The sequence below is a fragment of the Fuscovulum ytuae genome, assembly GCF_029953595.1.
GTDB classification, from domain to species: domain Bacteria; phylum Pseudomonadota; class Alphaproteobacteria; order Rhodobacterales; family Rhodobacteraceae; genus Paragemmobacter; species Paragemmobacter ytuae.
In genome coordinates this window covers 616,464-640,149 of record NZ_CP124535.1, presented here as the reverse complement: position 1 = coordinate 640,149, position 23,686 = coordinate 616,464, and the positions used below count along the sequence as shown (strand labels likewise).

The following is a 23,686-nucleotide window of genomic DNA, read 5'->3' as shown; positions in this document are numbered from 1 at the left end:
TATAGTCGGCGTGAAAAGACGGTAGAGAGCAGTACAGTCACCATGCGTATCGTTTACCACCTCGGTGCCCATTGCACGGATGATGAAAGACTTGTCCGCTGTCTGTGGAAGAACCGGGACACCCTTGGGGCGCAAGGGATCGTCGTGCCTGCGCCAACCCGCTATCGCACGCTCCTGCGGGATACCGCCGTCACGCTGAAGGGCCGCGCCGCCAGCCGCGACACGCAGGCCGTCGTCCTTGACCAGATCATGGACGAAGAACGCGCCGACCGTCTGATCCTGTCATGGGAAAACTTCCTCAGCTATCCGCAATGGGTGATCCGGTCGGACAGGCTTTATCCTGCGGCGGCCGAACGCATCCGCGCCTTCACCCAGATTTTTCCGGAAATCGAGGGTGAGTTTCACCTCGCCATCCGCAACCTTGCGTCTTTCCTGCCCGCGCTCCTCAGCCGCCTTCCGGGCAAAAGCTATGACGATGTCATGGGCGGCGCGGAACCCCGCACGCTCAGCTGGTTCCGCCTGATCGAAGAGGTCCGCACCCTGAACCCGGACGCCAATCTCACCATCTGGTGCGATGAAGACACGCCCCTGATCTGGCCCGAAGTTCTGGATGCCGTCTCCGGCCATGCGCCGGGCACCGTGCTGACAGACAGCGACGACCTTCTGACCGAAATCATGTCCTCCGAAGGGCTGGACAGGATGCGTGCCTATCTGAAATCCAACCCGCCCTCCTCCGTGATGCAGCGGCGCCGGATCGTGTCGGCCTTCCTTGATAAATTCGCCCTGCCCGATCAGGTGGATATGGAACTGGATTTGCCCGGCTGGGATGACGACATGGTCGCCACGCTCACGGCGAATTACCGCGACGATATCGCCCGCATCCGTGCAACGCCGGGGGTCACCTTCCTGTCGGCCTGACCCCCGACTTGCGGCTTACTGCATCCCAAGGGCTTGCTTATACATCTCAAGCACCGCCTCTTCCTCGGCGATCTCATCGGGCTTGCGCTTTCGCAGGGCGATCACCTTGCGCATCACCTTGGTGTCGTATCCGCGACCCTTGGCTTCGGCCATCAGCTCTTTTTGCTGTTCGACCACGTCCTTCTTTTCGGATTCCAGCTGCTCATAGCGCTCGATGAATTGGCGCAGCTCGTCGGCGGTGACGTTATAGGCATCGGTCGGGTCGCTCATCCTGCCCTCGTTGTTTTACGGAAAAACGGAAGACCTTCCCTAACCCGCCTGGCCCGCCGGGTTCAAGCCACCCCTTGCCACCTTGCCAGCACGGTCGGGCCGCGTTACCACCCCCGGCGCGGATGAAGCCTGCGGAGGCAGCAATGGACTACATGATCTGGGGCGGTGCGGCGCTGACGCTTTTGGGCGTGGCAGGGCTTTTGTGGTGCGTCGTCTTGGGCGTTCAGGCCAAACGCGCTGCCCTGCCAGAGACCGAAGTGAAGGCAAGACTGCAACGCGTGATCGCGCTGAACCTTGGCGCCCTGGCGATTTCCGCGCTGGGGCTGATGGCCGTGATCTTCGGCGTCATCCTTGGCGGCTAAGACCTATGCACCAAACCCTCGCCCTTCGCCGATCAACCGATCCAAAAGCGGCGCGGGGGAATAAAGCGCAGGCGCCTCGGCTGCCCAGACCTTCAGATCGCGGCGAAGAACCAAAAGGCCGCGCCGATCGGCCTGATGCATCGGCCCGCCCGTCCAGCGTGCAACAATGCCTGCAGCGATGGCGACCCAATCCACCACCGCCGCATCGCGCGCCACCCCCGCCTCGATCAACCGCGCCCCGGCATTGGCCAAGGCCCCAAGGCAGCGCCGCGCGATGACCTCTTCCACCCGGCTTGGGGTTCCCTCTCGCCCCTCGCCCGCGATCCCTGCCAAGGCCAGCGCCTGCGCGATCACGGCTCGCGGCACCTTGCGCGCTTCCATATGCGACACCGCCTCGGCCAGCGCCGTGGCCAGCGCCGCCGCAATCGGCCCGCCCGGCCCCGTTGTGACAAGGGTCCAGCCCATCTTGCGCGCAAAGGCCAAAGCCAATGCTGCACGCTGCGGGGCAACGCCATCCAGCACCAATTCGGCCAAAGGCTGCGCCTGATCCACCAAGGAGAGGGCCATGGCACCGGCAGGCGAGGGAACACCCAAGGCCAGCACAGCGCGCGGCGCAGACAGCACCAGATCGCTGCGGGTCGTCAGCACCAACTCGGCCTCACCCAAACGTGCGGGGCCGATTGCCGGCAAAAGCCGCGCCCAATCAGCATCCCGTGCCTCTGGCGTCAAACCACCGGCCTGAACGGCAGCCTCTTGTGCAGCGGCCACCGTCTCTAATGCCGCGACCAGCACATCACGGTCAGGATCGGCCAGCATCACCGCAAACCCCGCTTCCAATGCCCGCCGTGCGACCATGGGGGCCATGCCCCCCGCCCCCCAAATTGACAAACGCACAGGCGGCTTCGCCTCAATCCGCCCAAATGCCGCCGGCACGCGGCGCGCTGCGCGTTCTGCCCGAAAGGCATGGCGCAGGCCCACCGATTCCACCGACGCCGCCAGATCGCCAAAGGCCGCCGATTCAAAAGCCAACCCCTGCTCCAACGGCAGAAGGAGCGCCGCCTCCACGCAATCCACGATCCTTCCGGGCGCCGGAAGCCGTCCTCCGCGCCGCGCCTGCCGCGCCGCGTCCAGCGCAGCGCGATAACCCGTCACATCCCGAAAGCCGTCGCGCAAATCGCCCGTCCGCCGCCACGTCCCGCTTTGCGCCAGCGTGAGCGCCGCGGCCCGCGCCTCGGCCACCGCATCCACCCCTGCAGGGATCACCCGGTCGATCACCCCGATCGCCAAGGCCTCTGCCGCAGGCAAAACCCGCCCCGTCAACATCAGATCAAGCGCCACCTCCGCCCCTACAAGGCGTGGCAGGCGCTGTGTCCCCCCGGCCCCCGGCAAAAGGCCCAAATGCACCTCTGGCAGCGAAACATGCGCCCCTTCGACCGCAAGCCTCAGATGCGCGGCCAGCGCAAGCTCCAGCCCGCCACCGATTGCAGGCCCCGAAAGCAGAACCACGACGGGCAGCGAAAGCCCCTCGATCCGGTCGCAGATATGCCCCAAAGGCAGGGCCACAGGGTTCGACCCCATCTCGCCGATATCGGCACCCGCCGAAAAGATCGGCCCATCCCCCCGGATCAGCACGGCTTCAGCCCCACCTGCCTCGGCTTGATCGACTGCGGCAGCAAGGTCGACCCGCATTGTGGCCCCAAGGGCGTTGACGGGTGGATGGGACAGCACGATCTCGACCAGCGCACCTATGCGCGTCACCCGAACCGTGCCACCCTCGGCCATCGCCCCATCCATGCCTTCCGCACCTCTATCCCAAGCCCCACTATTAAAGCGCGTGTCGTGGAAGAAAGGCAATGCCGCCGCGGCGGTGGGTGCGGCGCCTCAGACCGGAAGGTTATCGTGATCTTCCTCAATCCGCGCTTCATCAGCCCGGCGAGTGGCCTCTTCTTCGGCATCGGGGATGGGATCGGCGGGCACGCCCGGCATCAATTGGGCAATGGCCTCCATCTCGGCCCGCAAAAGCGCAAGGGTCAGCGCCTGCCCGGCTGCAGCCGCCTCAAGCGCTCCCCCCATCCAACCAGCCATCCGCGCCAAGTCAGCGCCTTGTCCGTCCTTGTCATGGTCCATCCGTATTCCCCCTAACTGGCGCAGTTGCGGCAAAAGGGCGTGTAGGGCAGCGCATCCAGCCGCTCTTCGCTGATCTTTGCTCCGCATCTTACGCAAGTTCCGTACTCGTCTTCTGCAAGGCGTTGCAGGGCGGCTTCGATGCGGCGGATCTCTTGCTGGCCACTCACGCCCATACCTTCCAGCACCTCATCGCCCTCGCGTTCGGTAGCCAACTCCTCCCAATCCGCCGAGTGATGCGAATCAAGCTCCGCCTCAATTCCGGCCAAGCGCCCGCGCAGGTCGGCAAGCCGTGCCTCAAGCTGGGTCTTTCTGGTGGCAAGCGATGTCATTTTGGGGCCTCCCTGTCATCCGTCCGTCATGCAACTGTTGCGCGTCCCGCAGGCACCGACCTTGACCTTGATCAAGAAGCGTTCACCGAAGCGCAAACAATGTATTCAAGACTTGTAATACCTTTTCACCCGCCCATATCCTCGACGACCGCCGCGGAAGGGGCCGCGACGGACCGTGACAAGACGCCGCCAAGGCGCGGCAGACAGGGAAAAACATGATCGAGACGGAATGGCTGTGGGGCCTCCTCGGCGGCCTCATGATCGGGGGCGCGGCAGCGCTTTATCTATTGGTGAACGGGCGTGTCATGGGGGCCTCGGGCATCATCGGCGGGCTGGTCGATGGGTCGGGTCGCAATGCGTGGGGCGAAAGAGTGGCCTTTCTGGTCGGTCTGATCGGCGCGCCCGGATTGGCCGTTCTGATCTTCGGCGGGGCCGAAACGCATCTGACAACCAACCCGGTGGTGATCATCGCCGCAGGGCTTTTGGTGGGCCTTGGCACGCGCATGGCCAATGGCTGCACGTCAGGCCATGGGGTCTGCGGCATCTCGCGTTTGTCGCTGCGCGGGATCGTGGCAACCGTGTTCTATATTCTGGTGGGCGGGATCGTGATGGTTCTGGCGCGCCATGTTCTGGGGTGGATCTAAGCCATGCAGCGCAACCTTTTCGCGGCCCTTTCGGGGGCGATCTTCGGCCTTGGCCTGCTAATTTCGGGGATGACCGACACCACAAAGGTGCATGGCTGGCTGGATGTCTTTGGCAACTGGGACCCGACGCTGGCCTTCGTGATGGGTGGCGCGATCATCCCCATGACCATCGCATGGCGCATCGCAGCACGGCGTCGGGTGGCAATGCTGGGGACCGCCATGCCGCTGCCACAAGACAGCACCGTGGATGCCAAGCTTGTTCTGGGGTCAAGCCTCTTTGGCGCGGGCTGGGGACTTGCGGGGCTTTGCCCGGGTCCGGCACTGGCGTCATTGGGATGGGGCGGTTGGGGCGGTCTCCTCTTCCTTCTTGCCATGGTCGTGGGTATGGTCGCGGCGCCCGCCGCAAAGGCGCGCATCGACCGGATCACGCAGGCGGCTTGACCCGCCCCACCCACGCGAAGGAGAGGCAGATGGACATCCGCGCCCTGACCCCGGACTATGCCGTATCGCCCCAGATCGACCCCAGCGATCTTCCCGCGATCAAGGCCGCCGGTTATGTCACGATCATCGACAACCGCCCGGATGGGGAAATCCCGCCCGATCTTCATACCGATGCGATGCGGCAGGCGGCCGAAGCGCTGGGTCTGACTTTCGTGGCCAACCCGGTGATCGGCGGCGCGCTGACGATGGACAATGTCACGGCACAGCGCGCGGCCATTGAGACAAGCGCGGGCCCGGTCTTTGCCTATTGCGCGTCGGGCAATCGATCCTCGGTCGTCTGGGCGCTGGCCCACGCGGCCGAGATGTCGGCAGATGACCTGATCGGCATTCCGGCCCGTTTCGGTTACAATCTGGAACATCTCCGTCCCACGCTTGAAAGCCTTTCTCGCCGCTAAGGGACCGGGGGTGTTCGGCCCCCGTGCGCTCTTGTTGCCCCCCGCAGACGCATTTGCCGCCGCTAGAACAAGGGCCCCGCCCGCGCGCCGAGGGGCATAGTGTCTTCGTCCATGGCGCGAGAGGGCGCCGCCTCCCCTGCATCGCCCATAAGTCGCAAGGCGCGCAGACTGCCATGCCGGCCCAGCCGTGCCGTGGCCACATGCCGACCATCCAACCCTTCGACCGCAATCCGCCCAACATCGGCCCGCGGCAGGGCAATAGCCTGCCCCACCTGCAAGGCCATGACCTGCCCCAAGGGCAAGGTCAGCCGGTGCAGCACCGCGTCCAGCCGCACCTGAGCCCCTTCAACCTGCGCCTGAAGCTCTGCCCGAAAGCGCAGGCTGGCGCTATCGGCAACCTGCGGGATCGCCGAGGGGCGCTGTTCGGGCAGCGCGAGCCAGATCTGCCCTTGCCGCGCGCCTGCGGCCAGATCGACTGTCACCTCAAGCAGGCGATAAACACCTTCCTCCAGCAAAAGCGACAGCGCCCGCCCGCCATCCGCCACTGAGGCAAAGCGGAACCCCCGCGCCAGCGCCGCGAGCCGCGCCTCCGTCGCCGCCACCTCCAGCGCTGAAAGCGCATGATCGATCACGGGGGCAAGCAGCGCCGCATCCGTTCGCGTTGCGCGCCTTGCCATCGCCTCGCCCGCCGTCACAGTCCCGGTGGTGAGTGCCTCAACCATCCCCGCCATCAGGGCCGCATCGATCACTGCGGCGGCAAGCCCCTCGCCCGCCTTGTCATCCAAGACAAAGATCAGCGACGGTTCCGGTAGGGTTTCCACAATCTCGGCCAGCACACGCCGATGCTGGCGCAGCCCCGCCATCCGAAGCGGCGCGCCCAGTTCATCCTGCCCCGCCCGCCCCAGCGAAAGGGCCACGACCCGTTCTATCGCCGCCTGATCCGGCGCGCCTTCAGCCCCGCGTTTTAACCGCACCAATGACATGCCTGCATCCTGCCTCATGCCCCGCCAACATGGCGCGATTCGGTGAAGAAAGGGTTAGGCCGCCTTCTTTTCGCGACGCAAAGGTAGGGTCACGCGAAAGGCCGCACCGCCCTGTCCGGGCAGATAATCCACCCCGCCACCCAGATTGGCCATCACCTCACGGCAGATCGCAAGCCCAAGCCCCGCCCCCCCGGCGCGCGTCTGATCGGTCAGCCGGGCGAATTTCTCGAAAATGATGCGCTGGCTTTCCTTGGGGATGCCCGATCCGTTGTCGATGAAATCCACAGACACGCGCCCGGCACGCTGCCGCACCACGATCCGCAATTCCGGCGCGGCGGCGTTGCAATATTTCCGTGCATTGGAAATCAGGTTGATGAAGACCTGCACCAGACGGTCGGCATCGGTGCGCAAAAACAGGTTCTCGGACGGAAGGTCACGCAGGATCAAAAAGCTGCGCTCCGGCCTAGTATGACTGGCCGCCGCCAGCGCCCGGTCGATCAATTGTTGAAGGTTCGCCAAACCGATATTCAGCTGAACCGACCCGTTTTCCAACACACCAAGATCCAGCAGATCATCCAAAAGCCGGGTCAACCGGATCGCTTCTTCATGAATGATCCGTCCGTAATGCGACACCATCTCGGATGGCAGATCGCCTTCGGTCAAAATCTCGGAAAACGCACGGATCGATGTCATGGGGGTACGCAGCTCATGGCTGATCTGGCTCAGGAAGGCATCCTTCTGCACCGAAAGCTGGGTGAGCTTCTCATTCGCCTCGCGCAATTGCTGGGCCGTGCGGGTCAGTTCGGCCTGCTGCGCCTCAAGCTTGGCAGAATATTCCATGATCTGCGCGGTTTCATTGGCCACCGCCATCAGATCCTCAACCGATACGGTCGCACGCCCCACCAGCTGGCTGATCATCGCATGGGCCGTCGCGGCACCCACCGATCCGGCCAGCCGCCGTTCCAGATCAGCCACAAAATCCGGCGTCGGTTCGGGCAGATACCCCTCCTTACCCTGCGCCCGCGCCTCGGCGGCAAAAAGCGCCAGCGCCGCCTCCTCGCCAAGAATACGCTGCGTCATGATCAACAGCGGCTCCGGCTCTGCCCAACCGCGCGCCCAGCCCTTCGGCCCCGCCGCCTCGGCATCAAAGACATTCACGAAAGCCGCGCCCTGCATCCGCTCCACCGGGCCGGGGAAGGTGAGGACGGAAAACAGGCAAAAGGCAAAGGTATTCAGCGCGACAGACCAGACCAACGCATGCAAAAGCGGGTCCATCCCTTCCACCCCAAAGAGGGCCTCTGGGCGCAGCCAGCCGATCCCCGCAGGGCCTTCGGCAAAGACTGCCGCCGACAGCGCCGCATCCGGCCCGAAGGACGGCAGATAAAGCGTATAGGCCCAGACCACGAAACCCGTGACCAATCCCGCCACGGCCCCTGCCTTGGTGGCCCCGCGCCAGAACATGCCGCCCACCAACACAGGCATCACCTGCGCCACGCCGACAAAGGCAATCAACCCGATCGCCGCCAGCGCCGCCGATCCCCCCGACATCCGGTAATAGAGGTAACCAAGCGTCAGCACCGCCACGATGGCAAAGCGGCGCGACAAGATCACGATCCGCCGCACATCCCCCGTCAGCGCCGCCTTGGGCCGCAGCTTCAGCCAGATGGGCATCACAACATGGTTTGAAACCATCGTGGCCAGCGCGATGCTTTCCACGATCACCATCGACGTGGCCGAAGAAAACCCGCCAAGGAAGGCCAGCATCGCCAGCGTCCCCTGCCCTTCCGATAAGGGCAGCGTCAGGACAAACATATCCGGGTTCGCCCCATCGGGCATCCGTTCCAACCCGATCACCGCAATGGGCACGATGAAAAGGCTCATCAACAACAGATAAAAGGGAAAAGCCCAGCTTGCGCGGGCAAGGTGGCGCTCCTCGCCCCCTTCCACCACCATGACCTGAAACATGCGCGGCAGGCAGATCACCGCCGCCGCCGAGACGAAGATCAGCCCCGTCCACCGCCCCGGTTCCAGCGGCCAATCCCGCAGGTCCGACGCCTCGATCCGCGCGAATACATCGGCAGGCCCGCCCGCCAGCCCCCAGACGACGAAGACGCCCACAGCCAGAAGCGCCACCAGCTTGACCACCGCCTCCACCGCGATGGCCAGCACCACGCCGTGATGCTGTTCATTGGCATCAAGATTGCGGGTGCCGAACAAGATGGTGAACAGCGCAAGCCCCGCCGCGACCCAGATCGCCGTTGCATCGCTGTCGGGCAGCGCCCAGCCTTCGGGCGTCTCACTGGCAAAGACGGCAAAGGACAGCGTCACGGATTGCAATTGCAGCGCGATATAGGGTGTCGCCGCGACAACAGCCAAAAGCGTGACCACGATCCCCAGAAGGTTCGATTTGCCAAAGCGTGACGAAATCAGGTCCGCAATCGACGTCACCCGCTGCTGCCGCCCGATCCGTACAAGCTTGCGCAACAAAAGCCACCAGCCCACGAAAACCAGCGTCGGGCCAAGATAGATCGTCAGAAACTCCAACCCCGACCGCGCCGCATAGCCGACCGCGCCATAGAACGTCCAAGCCGTGCAATAAATCGACAGGGACAGGGTATAGATCATGGGCGACCGCAGCCATCCCACCCGCCCCATCGCCGCGCGCCGTTCGGCAAAGAAGGCCACCGCGAACAAGAAGGCCACATAGGCCAGACAGGACAGGACAAGCACGTTGAAGGGCATCGCGGTCAGCCCTCCTCGGGATCGTCGCTGCCGCTTTCATCGGCCAGCCCCGGCGCCATCAAGGCCGCGACCAGCACCAGACCGAACCAGACGGCAAAAAGATAGATGCCATCGGGGGCCGTGTCAGGGCGCGCCGTCTCGGCCGGTTTCCAAAGCACCGGCACAAGGAACAGGAACAGGCCAAAGACCGGCAGCATCCGCGCCGCATCCCGAAGACGCCGCTTGCGATAGCTGCGCCGTTTTAGAAAAAGGGGCGCGCGGCTCCGCTTCATTTCCCGACAAGTGCCCGGACAGAGGCCAGCATTTCGGCATTCGAAAAGGGCTTCGTCATGAACAGCGTCACACCCGCGCGTTCCGCCGCCTCACGGTCGCGGCCCTGCCCCTTCGCGGTCAGCATCATCACCGGCGTGGCCCCTGTCTCTGGATGGGCGCGGATTGCCTCGACCACATCTAAGCCCGAACAGCCCGGCAGCATCAGATCAAGGATCACCAGATCAGGCCGTTCCGCCCGCACCGTTTCCGCGGCACCAATCCCGTCATGCAGGGTAGAAACTCTGCATCCCTCGCGGCTCAGCAGAAAGCGGATCGCCTCGGCGATATTGGGTTCGTCCTCGATCAGCAGGACATGGCTTGTCATCGCGTTCCCCTCCCGAAGGACAGCCACGGCTGTCACGCATGGCCTCCCCCTCGCCCCGTCTGACGCGGGGCTATAGGCTGAACGATGCCCCAGAACCCGCCCCCCTGTCAAAAGGGCAGATGGCCGGGTCAACCCATACTCGCATCTGTCAGGATCGAAGGCTCACGCCGCGCCGGGCAATCGCCCCGCGCACAGACCCGGCAGGATGACCCCACGACCTGCGCCCCGGCCATATCCCCGACCAGCGCCACGCTGCCCCGCAAAGGCTGCACCAACATCGCCGCCTCGCGCAATTCCACACCGCCCAACCCTTCGGGATGACGGATCGCGCAATGGGCAATCGCGCGAAAGCGCCGCCCCCCGCGCCCCGCCACCACCAGATCGGCCACCACCGGGCTTCCCGTCCGCCCCAGCGCGGCATAAAGCGGCCAAAGCGGGCAGGCAGACCCAAAGCGCGGAAAGGCAAAACCTTCGGCGGGTTTGCGCAGGACCAAGGCCCCCGAGGCATCGCACAGCGCAAGCCCCGCCTCCGACCCCGGTGACAGCGCCATGCGGCGCAGAACCACCGTCACCTCCACCCCCAAGGCTGCGGCAAGCCGAACGGGGTCCGCCTCGGTTTCCAAAGCCTCCAAGGGCACGCGTGCCGCGTCCCGTGCCATCACCTGCATCCAATCCCGCGCCAACCTGCGCGCCGCGACCGAGGCCAACCCCGCCACCTCGCCCTCCAAGACGGCAGACCCCGGCCCACCCGGCTCCAACTCCGCCAGATGCCAGCCGCGCGCGGCAAGCCACGCCTCCACCTCTTCCTGCGGCGCAATCATGACCTGCGCCTCGGCCCGATCCGAACCATCCAGAAAGGCGACAAGCGCTTCGGCCCCCAGCGCCAACCGCTCGCTATCGCCATGCAGGTTCTTTAGAAACCGCATCCGCCATTCCGGCTCAATATCCTCCGTCTCTGCCAGAATGGCAGCCGTCGACCGAACCGAAGCCACCGCCGACAATACCTCATGAAGCGAATCCGACAGATGCGGGTCATGCGTCATCCGGTCATTCAACGCCTCGACCGCCCGCTCCAGCCCCGCCGCCCGCCGCGCCAAACCCCGCGCCAGCGCAGCCCAACCAGGAAAGCGACCAGCAAATTCCTCGGCCCGGTCCAGTTCTGCCCCGCTGCCCGGCAATGCGGTGGCGGCGGCGCGTAATTCCTCGATCTGCGCGCCCTCGGCTCCATCCTCCAAAGCCTCAGCCGCGACCCCCAGATGATCCGCCAAAGACTCCAGCAGCAGGGGCGAAACCCGGCGACGGTTATGTTCGATCAGGTTCAGATAAGGCGCCGATACACCAACCGCCGCGGCCACATCTGCCTGCCGCAACCCCAGCGCCAAGCGCCTCTCGCGCAATCGCGTCCCTGTCAGCGCCGCCCGTGCCATGGCCCCCCCGTTGATCCAGGCTCAATTTACAGACAGCTGAAAACTTTACAAACCCCGGATATGGCAAAAGGAAAGGGCGCACGCGGGTTCCCCCACGCGCGCCCCCAATCCGTTTCAGACGCGATTACTGCAGCGCCTTATCCGTGATCGCCGTGGTAAAGGCACCAGCATCCGGTGCCTTGGTGATGGCCGGGTTTTCCGGGCTCACCGCCGCCAGCAACGCCTCGACCGTCGCGTTGAAATCGGCCGGGTCAAGCGCCCCGTTCGACCCTGCGGTCAGCTTGGCCACCTCACCCATCATGTAGGTCTGATGCTCCAGCGTCTGGAGGCCCGTCTGATCGGCATCCACCACGATTTGCGCGGCCTCTGCCGGGTTCGCCTCGGCATATTTCCAGCCCTTCATGCTGGCACGGACAAACCGCACCATCTTGTCTTCAAAGGCCGGATCGGCCAGCGCCGATTCCAGAACATACAGGCCATCTTCCATCACCTTCACGCCCTGCTCCCCATAGGAGAAGAACGTCAGCTGATCCGGCGTCAGCCCGGCATCCAGCACCTGACCATATTCGTTATAGGTCATCACGCTGATGCAGGCCGCCTGCCCATTCAGCAGCGCTTCCACATCGAAGGCCTGCTTCAGAACAGTCACGCCGCCTTCGCTGCCATCGGTGGCAAGGCCCAGCTTCGCCATCCACGCATAGAAGGGATATTCATTGCCAAAGAACCAAACGCCCAGCGTCTTGCCCGGGAAATCGGCGGTCGATTCCACGCCCGCATCCTTGCGGCAAACGAAGGACAGACCCTGATTCTTGAACGGCTGCGCGATATTGACCAGCGGCACCCCGCGCTCCCGCGCGGCCAGCGCCGCGGGCATCCATGTGGTAATGACATCCGCACCACCACCCGCGATCACCTGTTCCGGCGCGATATCGGGGCCACCCGGAAGGATCGTCACGTCAAGGTTCTCTTCGTCAAAGAACCCCTTCGCCTCGGCCACGTAATAGCCCGCGAATTGCGCCTGCGTGACCCATTTCAGTTGCAGCTTCACCTGATCCTGCGCCGAAGCCGCCCCCGCCGCCATAAGCGCCATAAGCGCGCCCGTCACCAAACCCTTCATCATCTCTCCGACCTCCTTGTCGTTGGTATCCTTGACGTCATCCCCGCATTCTCTGGGAGGGGTGCCAGAACGTGACCTTGGCCTCGACCAATGCCACGAAACCGTAAAAAAGCGTGCCAGCAAGGGCTGCCACGAAAATCTGCGCCCAGACCATGGGCAGCGCAAGCGATCCCACCGCGGTCGAGATGCGGAACCCCATCCCCCGCGTCGGAGAGCCGAAGAATTCCGCAACAATCGCCCCGATAACCGCAAGGGTTGTGGCAATCTTCAACCCGTTAAAGATGAAGGGCATGGCCGCAGGAAGGCGCAGCTTGAAAAGCGTCGTCCAATAGCCCGAGCCATAGGTGCGCATCAGGTCGCGATGCATCCGCTCCGCCGCGCCAAGCCCCGCCACGGCGTTGACAAGGACAGGGAAGAACACCATCGCAAAGACCACCGCCGCCTTTGACTGCCAGCCGAACCCGAACCACGTCACCATGATGGGGGCCACCCCCACGATGGGCAGGGCCGCGACGAAATTCCCCACCGGCAGCAATCCCCGCGTCAACATCGGCGACCGGTCCACCAACACCGCCACCACCAGCGCCGCGCCGCAGCCCATCGCATAGCCCGAAAAGGCCCCCTTCACGATGGTCTGGACAAAGTCCCCCCACAAAAGGCCCAGATTGCCCCCAATCGCCCCCGCCACCACCGAAGGCGCAGGCAAGATCACCTCTGGCACCGCAAAGGCACGCACCGCCCCTTCCCACAGCACCAGAACCGCAACCCCGAACAGAACCGGCGGCACAAGAGCCGCCAGCCGCCCCCGCGCATGCCGCGCGATCCAGACATTCGCGCCCCAAGCCGCGAGCCAGAAGACAATGGCGATGCCAAGCCCGCTCATGGCCGCACCCCCATCGCCCGATCCGCGGCCCGCTGCACGGCGCCCACGGCAAGGATCAACAGCCCCGCCACCAAAGCCGCCGCGAAAAGCGACGCCCACATCAGCAGCGGCTGCCCGAACTGGCTCGCCACGAGCATCCGCGCGCCAAGGCCCTCCACCGCGCCGGTTGGCAATTCGCCCACGATTGCACCCACCAGTGCCGCCGCGATGGCCACTTTCAGCGAGGCAAAGAAATAGGGCATCGACGCAGGCAGCCGCAAATAACGGAAACTCTGCCACCCGCTCGCATTCCACGTGGCAAGCTGGTCAAGTTGCATCGCATCCGGGCTGCGCAACCCTTTCACCATGCCCACCAGCACGGGGAAAAAGCTCAGATAGGCGCTGATGATGGTCTTCGATACCAGCCGGTTCTCCAGCCCCAGCATCTCGCCCAAGGACAGCGTATTCGACAGAACCACGATCATCGGGGCCAGCGCCACGATGGGGATCGTCTGGCTGATCACCGCCCAGGGCATCACCGTCATCTCCAGCACCCGGAAATAGACGATCCCGATGGCCAAGCTGACGCCCAGCAAGATACCCATCAGAAAGCCCGACAGCGTCGCCTCCAACGTGACCCAGCCGTGATAGACAAGGCTGCGCTTCGATGTCACTGCCTGCCCCGTGATCCCGTCCCACAGCGCCACCGCCACCTGATGCGGCGCGGGCAGCATGGGGCGATCCAAGGCCATGGTCGCCGTGACCAATTCGCCAAAGCCCACCACACGCCCCTCGCGCCCGGCCTGATCATAGACCCAGGCCGAATTCATCCACACAGTGCCGAGATACCAGATCACAAGGATGATCCCCAAAACGGCCAAAACGGGCAGTGCCTTGTCCTTCATCCCTGCCCTCTCACCCCTCTGCGCCCGTAGGCCAGGCGATCATCGCAACCGCCACGATCCCCAGCGCCACACCCGCCGTCTGCACCCCCGTCAGCCTTTCGCCGAACCAAAGAACACCGATCAGCGCCAAGGCCACCAATTGCACCACCGAAGAGATCGACACCGCCAGCGCCAGCCCGCTTTCCCGCATCAGCCGCACCATCATCAGATTGCCCACCAGAAAACAGAACAGCGCCAGCGCCAGCGTCGGCCAAGCCCCCGACGCGGCATAGGCTCGCAGGACGGAATTGGCCAAGACAAAGGCCGCCATCGCCCCTGAAAGCCACAGCATCAGCCCCGCGCTCATGCCCTGCCCCCGGCTTCATCTTGGCCCAAATACTCACCCGCACCGCCTGCCAAAGGCACGACGTCGCAAGTCATCCCCCCTCTCCCTCCCCCAGTAAGGAGGAGGGTCGGGGAGGGGGTCGCCCCATCGCGCAAAGGCTCAGACCTCATCGCCATGCCCCGCCCTCAGTCCATCACGCACCCGATGGGCAATCTCAATGAACGCGCGTGAGTCGCGGATGTCCAAAGGCCGCTCTTTCGGCAGGGGGCTGTCGATCACATCCGTGATCCGCCCCGGTCGCGGACTCATCACCACGATCTTCGTCGACAGATACACGGCCTCGGGGATCGAATGGGTGACAAAGCCGATGGTCTTGCCCGTCGACGCCCAAAGCTTCAGCAATTCCTCGTTCAGACGGTCGCGCACGATCTCGTCCAGCGCACCGAACGGCTCGTCCATCAGCAGGATATCCGCATCAAAGGCCAAGGCCCGCGCGATCGACGCCCGCTGCTGCATCCCGCCCGAAAGCTGCCAAGGGAATTTTTTCCCGAACCCCGACAGTTCCACCAGATCCAACACCCGCTCCACCCGGCGGTCCTGCTCGGCGCGGTCAAACCCCATGATCTCCAAGGGCAGCCGGATATTGCCCGCAATCGTCCGCCATGGATACAGCCCCGCCGCCTGAAACACATAGCCATAGGCCCGCTTCCGGCGCGCCTCGTCCGGCGTCATCCCATTCACCGTGAGACTGCCGCCAGTCGGTTGTTCCAACGCCGCCACACAGCGCAGGAAGGTCGTCTTGCCACAGCCCGACGGCCCGATAAAGGACACGAAATCCCCCCGGTTCACCGTCAGGTTCACATCCTTCAACGCATGCACCGGCCCGTCCCCCGTCTGGAAGGTCAGGTTAAGCCCTTTCGCCTCGATCACCGGCGCGCCTGCGGTCAACGTATCCTTCATCCCACCTTTTCCCCGGCGCGACCCCGCGCACCGTCATGAAATCTTTGCGCCCTTGCGCCACTCTGGCGGCATGCCCCCAAATGGACCCTAACGCCCATGCCCGGAACACTCGCCTTCGCCCCCACGCCCGAAGATCTGGAAGACGATCTCTTCACCGTCCCGGTCCTGACCTTCGCCCCGCCCGGGACCGAGGACATGCCGGCACAGGAAGACGAGGGCTGACCCGCCCCCCCGATCCCATCGCCCGCCCGCCCCGCAGGGCATGCCCCGTGCAGACCGATGCGACCGCGGCAGAGATCGCCCGTCCCCCTCATACCGACCTCGTCAATCCGCCATCGACGCGCAGGTTCTGCCCGGTGATGTATCCCGCACCCTCAGACGCTAGGAACCCAACCACCGCTGCGATCTCTGCCATCGTGCCATAGCGCTTCATCGGCACCATCGCCGCGCGTTCCTCCGTTCCGGGCAGGCTGTCGATCCAGCCCGGCAGGACATTGTTCATGCGGATATTCGCGGCCGCATAGCTGTCTGCGAAGATCTTGGTGAATGCCGCCAACCCGGCCCGCGCCACGGCCGAGGTGGGGAACATCGCCGACGGCTCAAAGGCCCATGCAGTGGAGATATTAATGATCGCCCCACCCCCTGCCGCCTGCATGATCGGAACCACCAAACGCGTCGGGCGCACGACGTTCAGGAAATACACCTCCTGCCCGCGCAACCAATCCTCGTCGCTGATCTCCAACAGCGGCCCGCGCGGCCCGTGGCCCGCGCTGTTGACCAGCACATCCACCCGCCCCCAGCGGTCCATCGCGCCATCGACCAAGGCGCGCAGGTCATCGACCGATTGATTGGACCCCGTCACCCCAAACCCGCCAAGGGCGCTTGCCAGCGCCTCGCCCTTGCCCGACGAAGACAGGATGCCCACGGCAAACCCGTCCTCGGCCAGCTTGCGCGCCGCAGCGGCCCCCATGCCGCTGCCCCCTGCGGTGACAAGGGCAACCTTCACCGTCAGACCCCCGTCGCAGGAATGCCCGTCCGCACCACAGGGCGCGGCGCGGTCAGGTCTTTCCATTGCGACAGCGCTCGGTTCACCGCAGGCCGCGCCTCGCGCCCGACGAATTTCCCATGTCCTTCCTGCGTTTTGACGGCCCCGTCATCCACCGCCACCTGCCCCCGCGTCAGAACAAAGCGCGGCAGACCTTTCACCTTGTGGCCTTCAAAGACGTTGTAATCGATGGCCGATTGCTGCGTGCCGGCGGAAATCACCTTCTCCTTCTCAGGGTCCAGCACCACGAGGTCCGCATCCGCCCCCACCAGCACCGCGCCCTTCTTGGGATAGAGGTTCAGAATCTTGGCGATATTCGTGCTCGTCACCGCCACGAATTCATTCGGCGTCAAACGCCCCGTCGCCACCCCATGGGTCCAAAGCATGGGGATACGATCCTCCAACCCCCCGGTTCCATTCGGGATCTTGGCGAAATTCCCGATCCCGAACCGCTTCTGTTCCGTCGTAAAGGCGCAGTGATCCGTGGCCACCACCGACAGCGACCCCGACATCAACCCGGCCCAAAGGCTCGCCTGATGCTCCTTGTTGCGGAACGGGGGCGACATCACCCGCCGCGCCGCATGGTCCCAATCGGGATGGAAATATTCGCTCTCATCCAGCGTCAGGTGCTGGATCAGCGGCTCCCCCCAAACCCGCTTGCCCGCCGCCCGCGCCCGCCGGATCGCCTCATGCGCATCCTCGCAAGAGACGTGGACGACATACAACGGCACCCCAGCCATGTCGGCGATCATGATGGCGCGGTTCGTGGCCTCCCCTTCCACCTGCGGTGGCCGGGAATAGGCATGGCCCTCGGGTCCGGTATTGCCTTCGGCCAACAGCTTTGCCGTCAGTTCCGCCACCACATCGCCATTCTCGGCATGCACCATGGCCAGCCCGCCAAGGTCCCCCACCCGACGGAAGGACGAGAACAACTCGTCATCATTGACCATCAAGGCGCCCTTGTAGGCCATGAAATGCTTGAAGGAGGTGATCCCCGCCTTCACGCTCTCTTCCATGCCCTCCCAGACCTTCTCGCCCCACCAAGTCACGGCCATGTGGTAGGAATAGTCGCAATTCGCGCGGCCCGATTTGTTGTGCCACATCTGGGCCGCATCCATCAGCCCCTGCCCCTGCCCCGGCAGCACGAAATCGACAACCATGGTCGTGCCGCCCGACAGCGCCGCGCGCGTGCCACTTTCAAAATCATCCGCCGAATAGGTGCCCATGAAGGGCATCTCCAAATGGGTATGGGGGTCGATCCCGCCGGGCATGACATAGCAGCCCGTCGCATCCAGCTCCGTCCCGCCGGTCAGGTTCGGGCCGATCTCGGTGATCTTCCCCCCTTCGACGCGCACATCCGCCTTGTAGGACAAATCGGCGGTCACCACGGTTCCGTTCTTGATGATTGTCACGCTCATCGGCACATCTCCCTGACAGGCGGAACGCCCTTCATTTTCAGTCTTCAAATATCCTGCGGGGGTCCAGGGGGGCAAAACCCCCGGGGCTTTCCCTCACGAAACCACCTCTGCCACCTCAAGGCAGGCATGCAGCAGCACGTCCGTCCCTGCCGCCGCCCATTCCTCGGAAATCGCCTCCGCCTCATTATGGCTCAGCCCGTCCACACAGGGGCACATGATCATCACCGTCGGGGCCACGCGGTTGATCCAGCAGGCATCATGGCCCGCCCCTGACACGATATCCATGTGCGAGTAGCCCAACCGCTCCGCCGCGCCCCGCACGACGGACACCAGACCGGGGTCAAAGGTCACGGGATCGAAATGCCCCACATCCTCGATCTCGCAGCCCAGACCCAACTCCTTCGCAACAGCATGGGCCGCGCGCATCACCTCGGCCTTCATCGCATCCAGCTTGCCCTGCTCAGGCGACCGGATATCGACCGTAAAGACCACCTTCCCCGGAATGACGTTGCGGGAATTCGGAAAGACCTTCACCTGCCCCACCGCGCCCACGGCGTTGGGTTGATGGCTCATCGCGATCTGATGCACCCGTTCCGTGATCCGCGCCATGCCAAGGCCAGCATTCACCCGCATATGCATGGGCGTCGACCCGGTATGGGCGTCCTTCCCGGTCAGGGTAATCTCCAGCCACCAGAGGCCTTGCCCATGGGTCACCACGCCGATGGTCTTCCCCTCGGCCTCCAAGATTGGACCTTGTTCGATATGCAACTCCAGCATCGCATGCATCTTGCGCGCACCGACCTTTTCGTCACCGACCCAACCGATGCGCGCCAATTCTTCGCCAAAAACCTTGCCGTCCATATCGCGGCGTCCCTTGGCATAATCCTCGGTATGGATGCCCGCAAAAACCCCACTGGCCAGCATCGCCGGCGCAAAACGCGCGCCTTCCTCATTCGTCCAGTTCGTCACCACGATGGGCCGCTTAGTCCGCACGCCCATGTCGTTCATCGTGCGCACCACCTCCAGCGCGCCCAAGACCCCCAGCACCCCGTCATATTTCCCGCCCGTCGGTTGGGTGTCCAAATGCGATCCCATATAGACGGGCAGCGCATCCGCATCCGTCCCCGCCCGTGTCGCAAACATATTGCCCATGGTATCCACACCCATGGTCATCCCTGCCGCCTCACACCAACGCTGGAACAGATGCCGCCCTTCACTGTCGGCATCCGTCAGGGTCTGGCGGTTGCAGCCGCCCGCCACACCGGGGCCGATCTTGGCCATCTCTTCCAGACTGTCCCACAGCCGCGCGGAATTGATCCGCAGGTTCTCTCCCGGTGCCGGCATCGGTATTCTCCCTGTGCGCCGAAGGCTCTGACGGCCTGCTGACCCACGTCGTTGATCGACTCGCTTCCTGACCGTATGGTCAATACGAAGGCCATCACAACCTGACCATACGGTCAACGAAAATCACGGGGACGAATGCCCGACACTGCCCGCATTTCGCGCATCCGCTCCGGTCGCCGCACGGATATCAGGCAACAGAATGAACGCCTCATCCTCGAGGCCGCCGAAAAGGTATTCGCCGAGGCCGGCTTCGGCGGGGCGACCATGCAACTGATCGCCGACATGGCGGGTTTGCCCAAGGCGAACCTGCATTACTACTTCCCCACGAAAGAGGCGCTCTATCGCCGCGTCGTGCAAAATATCTTTGAGATTTGGCTCGACGCCGCCGCCTCTTTCGACGCCGCCGAAGGTCCCATCGAAGGCATCGGCGCCTATATCGAGGCGAAGATGGATATCTCGCGCCGCCACCCCCACGGATCGAAGGTCTGGGCGGCCGAAGTGATGCATGGCGCGCCTGTCATTCAGGATTATCTCGAAACCACCTTGCGCGATTGGACCGAAGGCCGCATGGGCCTCATCCAGCGCTGGATCGACGAAGGCAAGATGGCCCCCATCGACCCGCGCCACCTGCTTTACATGCTCTGGGCCACCACTCAGCATTACGCCGATTTCGGTCATCAGATCGAAACGTTGAACGGCGGAAAGCCTCTCACCGACAAACAATGGCACGAGGCCACCGAAAGCGTGAAGCAGATCATCCTGCGCGGCATCGGCGCGCTGTGACGGCAATTCCTCACCCGTCCTGCCTTATCTGGGCGGCATTGACCTTACGGCCCCTTGCTTCCTAGATAGCTATCGTTGGTGCGGGTAAATCGGAGGCCTCATCGTGGCACAAGGCGGACGGCACAGGCTAGAGCCGGTGGCAAACGAAAGGCTGACGATCACGGCCCCAGGCCAAGTGGTGCGCAGCATCATCCACGGCCAAGCGGTGCAATTCTTCATCGCCGACCCACGCGACACCATCCAAAAGGTACAAGCCACGGGCCAGTTCTATGAGGCCGAAGAGCTTGAGATCATCCGCCAATGGTGCCCGCCGGGGGCAGTGTTTCTTGATATTGGCGCGAATGTCGGAAATCACGCGATTTACGCGCTGAAATTCCTGCACGCCGCGCGCGTGGTCCTGTGCGAACCCAACCCGCTGGCAATCGACATCCTGCTCACCAATCTGGGACTGAACGGTCTGCTGGATCGCTGCGACACAACACGGCTTGGCTTTGGTCTGGCCGAGCGGGATGAGGATGGCCTCATGATCAAGGCTCGCCGTCGCAACTTGGGCGGCGGCAAGATCCAACAGGTCGAAGACGGCAACACCGAAGGCGGCAGCATCAGCCTGCGCCGGGGGGATGATCTGCTGGCAGATGTGACCCCTGATTTCGTCAAGATCGATGTCGAGGGGATGGAAATGTCCGTCCTCGGCGGTCTTTCCGCGCTGGTCGAACGCAGTCGCCCCGTCTTTTTCGTGGAAGTCGACGATGCCAACCGAACGGCCTTTCGCCAATGGGTCGACGACAACGCCTATGTCACGCGCGCCCGGTTCCGCCGTGGGCGCGGCAATGAAAACTATCTGATCATGCCCCACCGCCGCCGCGACGCACAACCCGCAGAGGCAGTGGCTGCCCCTGTGGAAAAGCCACCGCAACCTTCGCCGCCAGAACCTTCGCCCCCGCCCGCAGCCCGCAAGGCGCCCTCCGCTTCGGGTAAACGCAAATCCTGACCGCCCCCCCCCGCAAAGCACTCCGCGCTGGCAACCTTGTCGGGCTGGCTTTGCGCGTGGCATGACGGCATTGCGGCGTCCTCGATCACTCCCCGGCAAAAGCAAAGCAGACACAACTTCTGCTATTCAACCGCCCCCCTTTCCCCTAAACTTGGGGGCAGTGTTCAAGTGTATGGATGTGCCGCGCGATGTCCGATCCCACCGATAGATCCGATCTGCCACCTGCCGCTCGGCTGCTGCTAGACCGGCTGCCTTTTCCAAGGCGCACGGCCGTGATCGATGTCGGGGCGAATCCGATTCACCCTGCCCCTTACACATCTTTGCTGCAGGCAGGCGGCTGCACGATTACGGGCTTTGAACCCCAGCAACACGCCTTTGCCGCCTTGCAAAAGCAAAAGGGCCCGAATGAAACCTATTTCCCCTTCGCGGTCGGCGATGGGAAAACCCAGAACCTGCATCTCTTCAACGTCGATGGATTCACGTCCATCTACCCCCCCTATCTTCCGACCTACGAGGCGATTGCCCGCCCCCGTTGGTGCCGCGTCGACCGGATCGAAGCAATGGACACGGTCTCGCTTGACGGAATACCCGATCTTGGCCCTTGCGACCTTTTGAAGATCGATATCCAGGGCGGCGAAAAACTCGTCTTCGACCATGCCCGAAAGACCCTCGCCGAAACCATGGTGGTGATCGTCGAACTGCGCTACCTGCAACTATACGATGGGGAACCGATGGTTGGCGGTGTGGATTGCGCCCTGCGCGATCAGGGCTTCATGCTACACCGCTTCATGTTCAACAAATCCATCGTTATGCCCAGTTCGCAGGCAGGAAGGCTAAGCCGGCGTCGGGCGGGCGACCAACTGATCGACGGCGATGGCGTCTATATCCGCCACCCCGGCCACGCCGCCGATTGGTCCGACGGGCAGCTGATGCATCTTGCTCTTCTTGCCGGCTCGGTCTTTGGCAGTCACAGCCTCGTCCTTTGGACGCTGGACGAACTCGTCCGACGCGGAGCTTGTGCCGAAGATCTGCCAGCGGCGTATGTCGACCTGATGCCGGAACGCTTTCTGTCCGATGACGAACAACTGCGCCGCGCCGAAGCGACAGCCACAGCGGCTGCGACTGCGACACCAGCCAAGCCTGCCCCCGCCAAGGGCAGCAAAAGCGGAAAAGCCGCCCGCTGACGCCTTAAACTCTGGAAAGACCGATGGACATAACCGAACTCGAAGCCGAAGCCGCCCGCCTGATCCTGCCGGAATTCACCGAGGAAACCTCGCTGCGCCTTGGCTTGACGCTGATGAACATGGCCAAGCTCGACCGCGCCCCCGTGGTCATCGATATTCGCACAGCCGACCGGACCTTGTTCCACATTGCCATGCCAGGATCGGCCCCGGTCAATGACCGCTGGGCGCGGCGTAAATCGAACACGGCGCTGCACTTCCACCTCGCCTCCCTGCATGTGGGGCGCAATATGGCCGCCAAAGGCGACAGCCTTGCCACGCATGGCCTTTCAGAGTCGGAATTCGCCATCCACGGTGGGGCGGTGCCGATTTGCGTTGCAGGCGCGGGCGTCGTTGCCTGCGCCACAGTATCGGGCCTGCCACAAGTGGAAGATCACCGCCTCGTCGTCCGGGCCTTGGAGACACTGCTTCCGCAAGGCTAACGCCCCAAGCTCACGTTCCCGTGATCGCCCGCTTCCTTCTCGGCCTCCGCTCCCTAAATCAAAGAAGGCAACAACCAACAAAAGAGGGAACAGATGAACTTCAAGGGATTGACCCGTTCGCTTGCTATCGTGGTCGGCATGCTCGTCGCCGTGCCGTATCTGATGATCCTCGCCGTCGAGTAACGGCATCGCCTGCGGCGGGGGCTCTGCCCCCGCCGATCCATGCCCGCGGGCACGCCACCGCTTTGCATCCGGAAGAAAATTGCGCCAAGGTCGGAACGACCAGACCGCAAGACCCCAAAACCGTGATGACCCGCCCGCGAACACGCATCCAACAAAAGAATTCCGAAACCATCCTCGAAGCCGCGCTTGAGGTGTTTTCGACATATGGGTTCCGTGGCGCGACACTCGACCAAATCGCCGAAGTGGCCGGCTTGTCGAAGCCGAACCTGCTTTACTACTTCCCCTCGAAAGAGGCGATGCATCAGGCCCTCTTGGAACGGCTTCTGGACACCTGGCTTGATCCCTTGCGCGAGATGGACGAAGCAGGCGATCCGGTGGCGGAAATCCTCGCCTATGTTCGGCGCAAGATCGAACTTAGCCGCGACTATCCGCGCGAAAGCCGCCTCTTCGCCAATGAAATCCTGCAAGGCGCCCCGCGCATGCGCGAGGCGATCGAAGGCGATTTGAAGCGCCTGGTCGACGAAAAGGCCGCCGTGATGATCCGCTGGATGGATCAGGGTCGGATCGCCCGCCTGCCCCCGCATCACCTGATCTTTTCGGTATGGGCGCTCACTCAGCACTATGCCGATTTCGACATGCAGGTCCGCGCCGTACTCGGCCCCGATCACGATCCCTTTTCCGAGGCCGGGGATTATCTGGAAGCGCTCTTCCGCAAACTTCTGGCGGTGTGAGGGGCGTTAACCGCGCCTTTACCC

27 protein-coding genes and 1 pseudogene are annotated in these 23,686 nt (G+C 63.8%); 11 read left to right on the top strand and 17 right to left on the bottom strand.

The genetic code is table 11. From position 1 onward, the window contains the following. Positions 1–42 precede the first annotated feature (42 nt). Positions 43–918: a hypothetical protein gene (locus tag QF092_RS03150; protein WP_281467557.1), complete on the top strand. Its 876-nt coding sequence runs from the start codon at positions 43–45 to the stop codon at positions 916–918. A gap of 15 nt (positions 919–933) precedes the next feature. Here the strand turns inward: QF092_RS03150 and QF092_RS03145 are convergent, their stop codons facing one another. Next, positions 934–1,188, bottom strand: a complete 255-nt coding sequence (locus QF092_RS03145; RefSeq protein WP_281467555.1) for a GapR family DNA-binding domain-containing protein — start codon at positions 1,186–1,188, stop codon at positions 934–936. Between the two features lie 143 nt (positions 1,189–1,331). On the opposite strand from QF092_RS03145, the gene QF092_RS03140 reads away from it, so the two are divergent. Next, positions 1,332–1,550, top strand: coding sequence for a hypothetical protein (locus QF092_RS03140; RefSeq protein WP_281467553.1), 219 nt, complete (start codon positions 1,332–1,334; stop codon positions 1,548–1,550). A 3-nt stretch (positions 1,551–1,553) separates the two neighbouring features. Here QF092_RS03140 and QF092_RS03135 read toward each other — a convergent pair whose 3' ends face one another. The 3 genes from QF092_RS03135 to QF092_RS03125 all read right to left on the bottom strand — a co-directional run bounded on the left by QF092_RS03135 (position 1,554) and on the right by QF092_RS03125 (position 4,006). Next, a complete protein-coding gene (locus tag QF092_RS03135) occupies positions 1,554–3,344 on the bottom strand; it encodes an enoyl-CoA hydratase-related protein (RefSeq protein ID WP_281467551.1) in 1,791 nt (596 codons plus the stop codon). 87 nt (positions 3,345–3,431) lie between these two features. Further along, positions 3,432–3,677 carry a hypothetical protein gene (locus tag QF092_RS03130; RefSeq protein WP_281467549.1) on the bottom strand — a complete coding sequence of 82 codons (246 nt, stop codon included), beginning with the start codon at positions 3,675–3,677 and terminating at the stop codon, positions 3,432–3,434. A gap of 11 nt (positions 3,678–3,688) precedes the next feature. After that, the gene (locus QF092_RS03125; RefSeq protein ID WP_281467547.1) at positions 3,689–4,006 is read right to left on the bottom strand and encodes a TraR/DksA family transcriptional regulator; all 318 of its coding nucleotides are present in this window, start codon (positions 4,004–4,006) and stop codon (positions 3,689–3,691) included. Between the two features lie 206 nt (positions 4,007–4,212). On the opposite strand from QF092_RS03125, the pseudogene QF092_RS03120 reads away from it, so the two are divergent. The 3 genes and pseudogenes from QF092_RS03120 to QF092_RS03110 all read left to right on the top strand — a co-directional run. Continuing rightward, positions 4,213–4,650: pseudogene (locus QF092_RS03120) on the top strand (YeeE/YedE family protein); the annotation flags it as partial. Positions 4,651–4,653: 3 nt separating this feature from the next. Beyond that, positions 4,654–5,091, top strand: a complete 438-nt coding sequence (locus QF092_RS03115) for a DUF6691 family protein (RefSeq protein WP_281467545.1) — start codon at positions 4,654–4,656, stop codon at positions 5,089–5,091. A 29-nt stretch (positions 5,092–5,120) separates the two neighbouring features. Then, entirely contained in the window at positions 5,121–5,546 is a 426-nt protein-coding gene (locus QF092_RS03110) for a protein tyrosine phosphatase family protein (RefSeq protein ID WP_281467542.1), read from the top strand. Positions 5,547–5,608: 62 nt separating this feature from the next. On the opposite strand, the gene QF092_RS03105 is transcribed toward QF092_RS03110, so the two are convergent. The 10 genes from QF092_RS03105 to QF092_RS03060 all read right to left on the bottom strand — a co-directional run bounded on the left by QF092_RS03105 (position 5,609) and on the right by QF092_RS03060 (position 15,504). Then, positions 5,609–6,547, bottom strand: coding sequence for a FliM/FliN family flagellar motor switch protein (locus QF092_RS03105; RefSeq protein ID WP_281467541.1), 939 nt, complete (start codon positions 6,545–6,547; stop codon positions 5,609–5,611). A gap of 36 nt (positions 6,548–6,583) precedes the next feature. After that, on the bottom strand, positions 6,584–9,271 hold the full coding sequence (locus QF092_RS03100; protein ID WP_281467538.1) for an ATP-binding protein: 2,688 nt from the start codon (positions 9,269–9,271) through the stop codon (positions 6,584–6,586). A 5-nt stretch (positions 9,272–9,276) separates the two neighbouring features. Next, complete coding sequence (locus QF092_RS03095; RefSeq protein WP_281467536.1) at positions 9,277–9,543, bottom strand: hypothetical protein; 267 nt, start codon at positions 9,541–9,543, stop codon at positions 9,277–9,279. Continuing rightward, positions 9,540–9,908, bottom strand: coding sequence for a response regulator transcription factor (locus tag QF092_RS03090; protein ID WP_281467534.1), 369 nt, complete (start codon positions 9,906–9,908; stop codon positions 9,540–9,542). The genes QF092_RS03095 and QF092_RS03090 overlap by 4 nt, the downstream gene beginning before the upstream one ends. Before the next feature lie 128 nt (positions 9,909–10,036). After that, the gene (locus QF092_RS03085) at positions 10,037–11,335 is read right to left on the bottom strand and encodes a helix-turn-helix transcriptional regulator (protein WP_281467532.1); all 1,299 of its coding nucleotides are present in this window, start codon (positions 11,333–11,335) and stop codon (positions 10,037–10,039) included. 124 nt (positions 11,336–11,459) lie between these two features. Beyond that, positions 11,460–12,452 (bottom strand): ABC transporter substrate-binding protein, encoded by a 993-nt coding sequence (locus tag QF092_RS03080; RefSeq protein ID WP_281469734.1) that lies wholly within the window; start codon positions 12,450–12,452, stop codon positions 11,460–11,462. Between the two features lie 37 nt (positions 12,453–12,489). Beyond that, positions 12,490–13,335, bottom strand: coding sequence for an ABC transporter permease (locus QF092_RS03075; RefSeq protein ID WP_281467530.1), 846 nt, complete (start codon positions 13,333–13,335; stop codon positions 12,490–12,492). Beyond that, a complete protein-coding gene (locus QF092_RS03070; protein ID WP_281467527.1) occupies positions 13,332–14,219 on the bottom strand; it encodes an ABC transporter permease in 888 nt (295 codons plus the stop codon). Before QF092_RS03070 ends, QF092_RS03075 begins: the two co-directional genes overlap by 4 nt. 10 nt (positions 14,220–14,229) lie before the next feature. Further along, positions 14,230–14,565: a hypothetical protein gene (locus tag QF092_RS03065; RefSeq protein ID WP_281467526.1), complete on the bottom strand. Its 336-nt coding sequence runs from the start codon at positions 14,563–14,565 to the stop codon at positions 14,230–14,232. 138 nt (positions 14,566–14,703) lie between these two features. Then, positions 14,704–15,504 carry an ABC transporter ATP-binding protein gene (locus QF092_RS03060; RefSeq protein WP_281467524.1) on the bottom strand — a complete coding sequence of 267 codons (801 nt, stop codon included), beginning with the start codon at positions 15,502–15,504 and terminating at the stop codon, positions 14,704–14,706. A gap of 96 nt (positions 15,505–15,600) precedes the next feature. Here QF092_RS03060 and QF092_RS03055 point away from each other — a divergent pair, with 96 nt between their 5' ends. Beyond that, on the top strand, positions 15,601–15,726 hold the full coding sequence (locus QF092_RS03055; RefSeq protein WP_281467521.1) for a hypothetical protein: 126 nt from the start codon (positions 15,601–15,603) through the stop codon (positions 15,724–15,726). A gap of 88 nt (positions 15,727–15,814) precedes the next feature. On the opposite strand, the gene QF092_RS03050 is transcribed toward QF092_RS03055, so the two are convergent. The 3 genes from QF092_RS03050 to QF092_RS03040 form a co-directional block, all read right to left on the bottom strand. Then, the gene (locus tag QF092_RS03050) at positions 15,815–16,516 is read right to left on the bottom strand and encodes an SDR family oxidoreductase (protein WP_281469732.1); all 702 of its coding nucleotides are present in this window, start codon (positions 16,514–16,516) and stop codon (positions 15,815–15,817) included. Continuing rightward, positions 16,513–17,967, bottom strand: coding sequence for a dihydropyrimidinase (gene hydA, locus QF092_RS03045; protein ID WP_281467519.1), 1,455 nt, complete (start codon positions 17,965–17,967; stop codon positions 16,513–16,515). The genes QF092_RS03050 and hydA overlap by 4 nt, the downstream gene beginning before the upstream one ends. Before the next feature lie 93 nt (positions 17,968–18,060). Further along, positions 18,061–19,311: a Zn-dependent hydrolase gene (locus tag QF092_RS03040; RefSeq protein WP_281467516.1), complete on the bottom strand. Its 1,251-nt coding sequence runs from the start codon at positions 19,309–19,311 to the stop codon at positions 18,061–18,063. Positions 19,312–19,446: 135 nt separating this feature from the next. Between QF092_RS03040 and QF092_RS03035 the strand changes: the two genes are divergently transcribed. The 5 genes from QF092_RS03035 to QF092_RS03015 all read left to right on the top strand — a co-directional run bounded on the left by QF092_RS03035 (position 19,447) and on the right by QF092_RS03015 (position 23,662). Continuing rightward, positions 19,447–20,094 carry a TetR/AcrR family transcriptional regulator gene (locus QF092_RS03035; RefSeq protein WP_281467514.1) on the top strand — a complete coding sequence of 216 codons (648 nt, stop codon included), beginning with the start codon at positions 19,447–19,449 and terminating at the stop codon, positions 20,092–20,094. A 103-nt stretch (positions 20,095–20,197) separates the two neighbouring features. After that, positions 20,198–21,085 (top strand): FkbM family methyltransferase, encoded by an 888-nt coding sequence (locus QF092_RS03030; RefSeq protein WP_281467512.1) that lies wholly within the window; start codon positions 20,198–20,200, stop codon positions 21,083–21,085. A 188-nt stretch (positions 21,086–21,273) separates the two neighbouring features. Further along, positions 21,274–22,269, top strand: coding sequence for an FkbM family methyltransferase (locus tag QF092_RS03025; RefSeq protein ID WP_281467510.1), 996 nt, complete (start codon positions 21,274–21,276; stop codon positions 22,267–22,269). Positions 22,270–22,292: 23 nt separating this feature from the next. After that, entirely contained in the window at positions 22,293–22,748 is a 456-nt protein-coding gene (locus tag QF092_RS03020) for a heme-degrading domain-containing protein (RefSeq protein WP_281467508.1), read from the top strand. A gap of 308 nt (positions 22,749–23,056) precedes the next feature. After that, complete coding sequence (locus QF092_RS03015) at positions 23,057–23,662, top strand: TetR family transcriptional regulator C-terminal domain-containing protein (RefSeq protein ID WP_281467506.1); 606 nt, start codon at positions 23,057–23,059, stop codon at positions 23,660–23,662. The last annotated feature ends 24 nt before the right edge of the window (positions 23,663–23,686 follow it).

Coding starts and splice junctions, on each gene's coding strand:
- QF092_RS03085 (WP_281467532.1), bottom strand. CDS start 11,335: ATGGCACGGGCGGCGCTGACAGGGACGCGATTGCGCGAGAGGCGCTTG.
- QF092_RS03135 (WP_281467551.1), bottom strand. CDS start 3,344: ATGGATGGGGCGATGGCCGAGGGTGGCACGGTTCGGGTGACGCGCATA.
- QF092_RS03115 (WP_281467545.1), top strand. CDS start 4,654: ATGCAGCGCAACCTTTTCGCGGCCCTTTCGGGGGCGATCTTCGGCCTT.
- QF092_RS03015 (WP_281467506.1), top strand. CDS start 23,057: ATGACCCGCCCGCGAACACGCATCCAACAAAAGAATTCCGAAACCATC.
- QF092_RS03145 (WP_281467555.1), bottom strand. CDS start 1,188: ATGAGCGACCCGACCGATGCCTATAACGTCACCGCCGACGAGCTGCGC.
- QF092_RS03025 (WP_281467510.1), top strand. CDS start 21,274: ATGTCCGATCCCACCGATAGATCCGATCTGCCACCTGCCGCTCGGCTG.
- QF092_RS03140 (WP_281467553.1), top strand. CDS start 1,332: ATGGACTACATGATCTGGGGCGGTGCGGCGCTGACGCTTTTGGGCGTG.
- QF092_RS03110 (WP_281467542.1), top strand. CDS start 5,121: ATGGACATCCGCGCCCTGACCCCGGACTATGCCGTATCGCCCCAGATC.
- QF092_RS03125 (WP_281467547.1), bottom strand. CDS start 4,006: ATGACATCGCTTGCCACCAGAAAGACCCAGCTTGAGGCACGGCTTGCC.
- QF092_RS03100 (WP_281467538.1), bottom strand. CDS start 9,271: ATGCCCTTCAACGTGCTTGTCCTGTCCTGTCTGGCCTATGTGGCCTTC.
- hydA (WP_281467519.1), bottom strand. CDS start 17,967: ATGAGCGTGACAATCATCAAGAACGGAACCGTGGTGACCGCCGATTTG.
- QF092_RS03105 (WP_281467541.1), bottom strand. CDS start 6,547: ATGAGGCAGGATGCAGGCATGTCATTGGTGCGGTTAAAACGCGGGGCT.
- QF092_RS03075 (WP_281467530.1), bottom strand. CDS start 13,335: ATGAGCGGGCTTGGCATCGCCATTGTCTTCTGGCTCGCGGCTTGGGGC.
- QF092_RS03035 (WP_281467514.1), top strand. CDS start 19,447: ATGCCCGACACTGCCCGCATTTCGCGCATCCGCTCCGGTCGCCGCACG.
- QF092_RS03040 (WP_281467516.1), bottom strand. CDS start 19,311: ATGCCGGCACCGGGAGAGAACCTGCGGATCAATTCCGCGCGGCTGTGG.
- QF092_RS03065 (WP_281467526.1), bottom strand. CDS start 14,565: ATGAGCGCGGGGCTGATGCTGTGGCTTTCAGGGGCGATGGCGGCCTTT.
- QF092_RS03090 (WP_281467534.1), bottom strand. CDS start 9,908: ATGACAAGCCATGTCCTGCTGATCGAGGACGAACCCAATATCGCCGAG.
- QF092_RS03095 (WP_281467536.1), bottom strand. CDS start 9,543: ATGAAGCGGAGCCGCGCGCCCCTTTTTCTAAAACGGCGCAGCTATCGC.
- QF092_RS03150 (WP_281467557.1), top strand. CDS start 43: ATGCGTATCGTTTACCACCTCGGTGCCCATTGCACGGATGATGAAAGA.
- QF092_RS03130 (WP_281467549.1), bottom strand. CDS start 3,677: ATGGACCATGACAAGGACGGACAAGGCGCTGACTTGGCGCGGATGGCT.
- QF092_RS03060 (WP_281467524.1), bottom strand. CDS start 15,504: ATGAAGGATACGTTGACCGCAGGCGCGCCGGTGATCGAGGCGAAAGGG.
- QF092_RS03070 (WP_281467527.1), bottom strand. CDS start 14,219: ATGAAGGACAAGGCACTGCCCGTTTTGGCCGTTTTGGGGATCATCCTT.
- QF092_RS03020 (WP_281467508.1), top strand. CDS start 22,293: ATGGACATAACCGAACTCGAAGCCGAAGCCGCCCGCCTGATCCTGCCG.
- QF092_RS03080 (WP_281469734.1), bottom strand. CDS start 12,452: ATGAAGGGTTTGGTGACGGGCGCGCTTATGGCGCTTATGGCGGCGGGG.
- QF092_RS03055 (WP_281467521.1), top strand. CDS start 15,601: ATGCCCGGAACACTCGCCTTCGCCCCCACGCCCGAAGATCTGGAAGAC.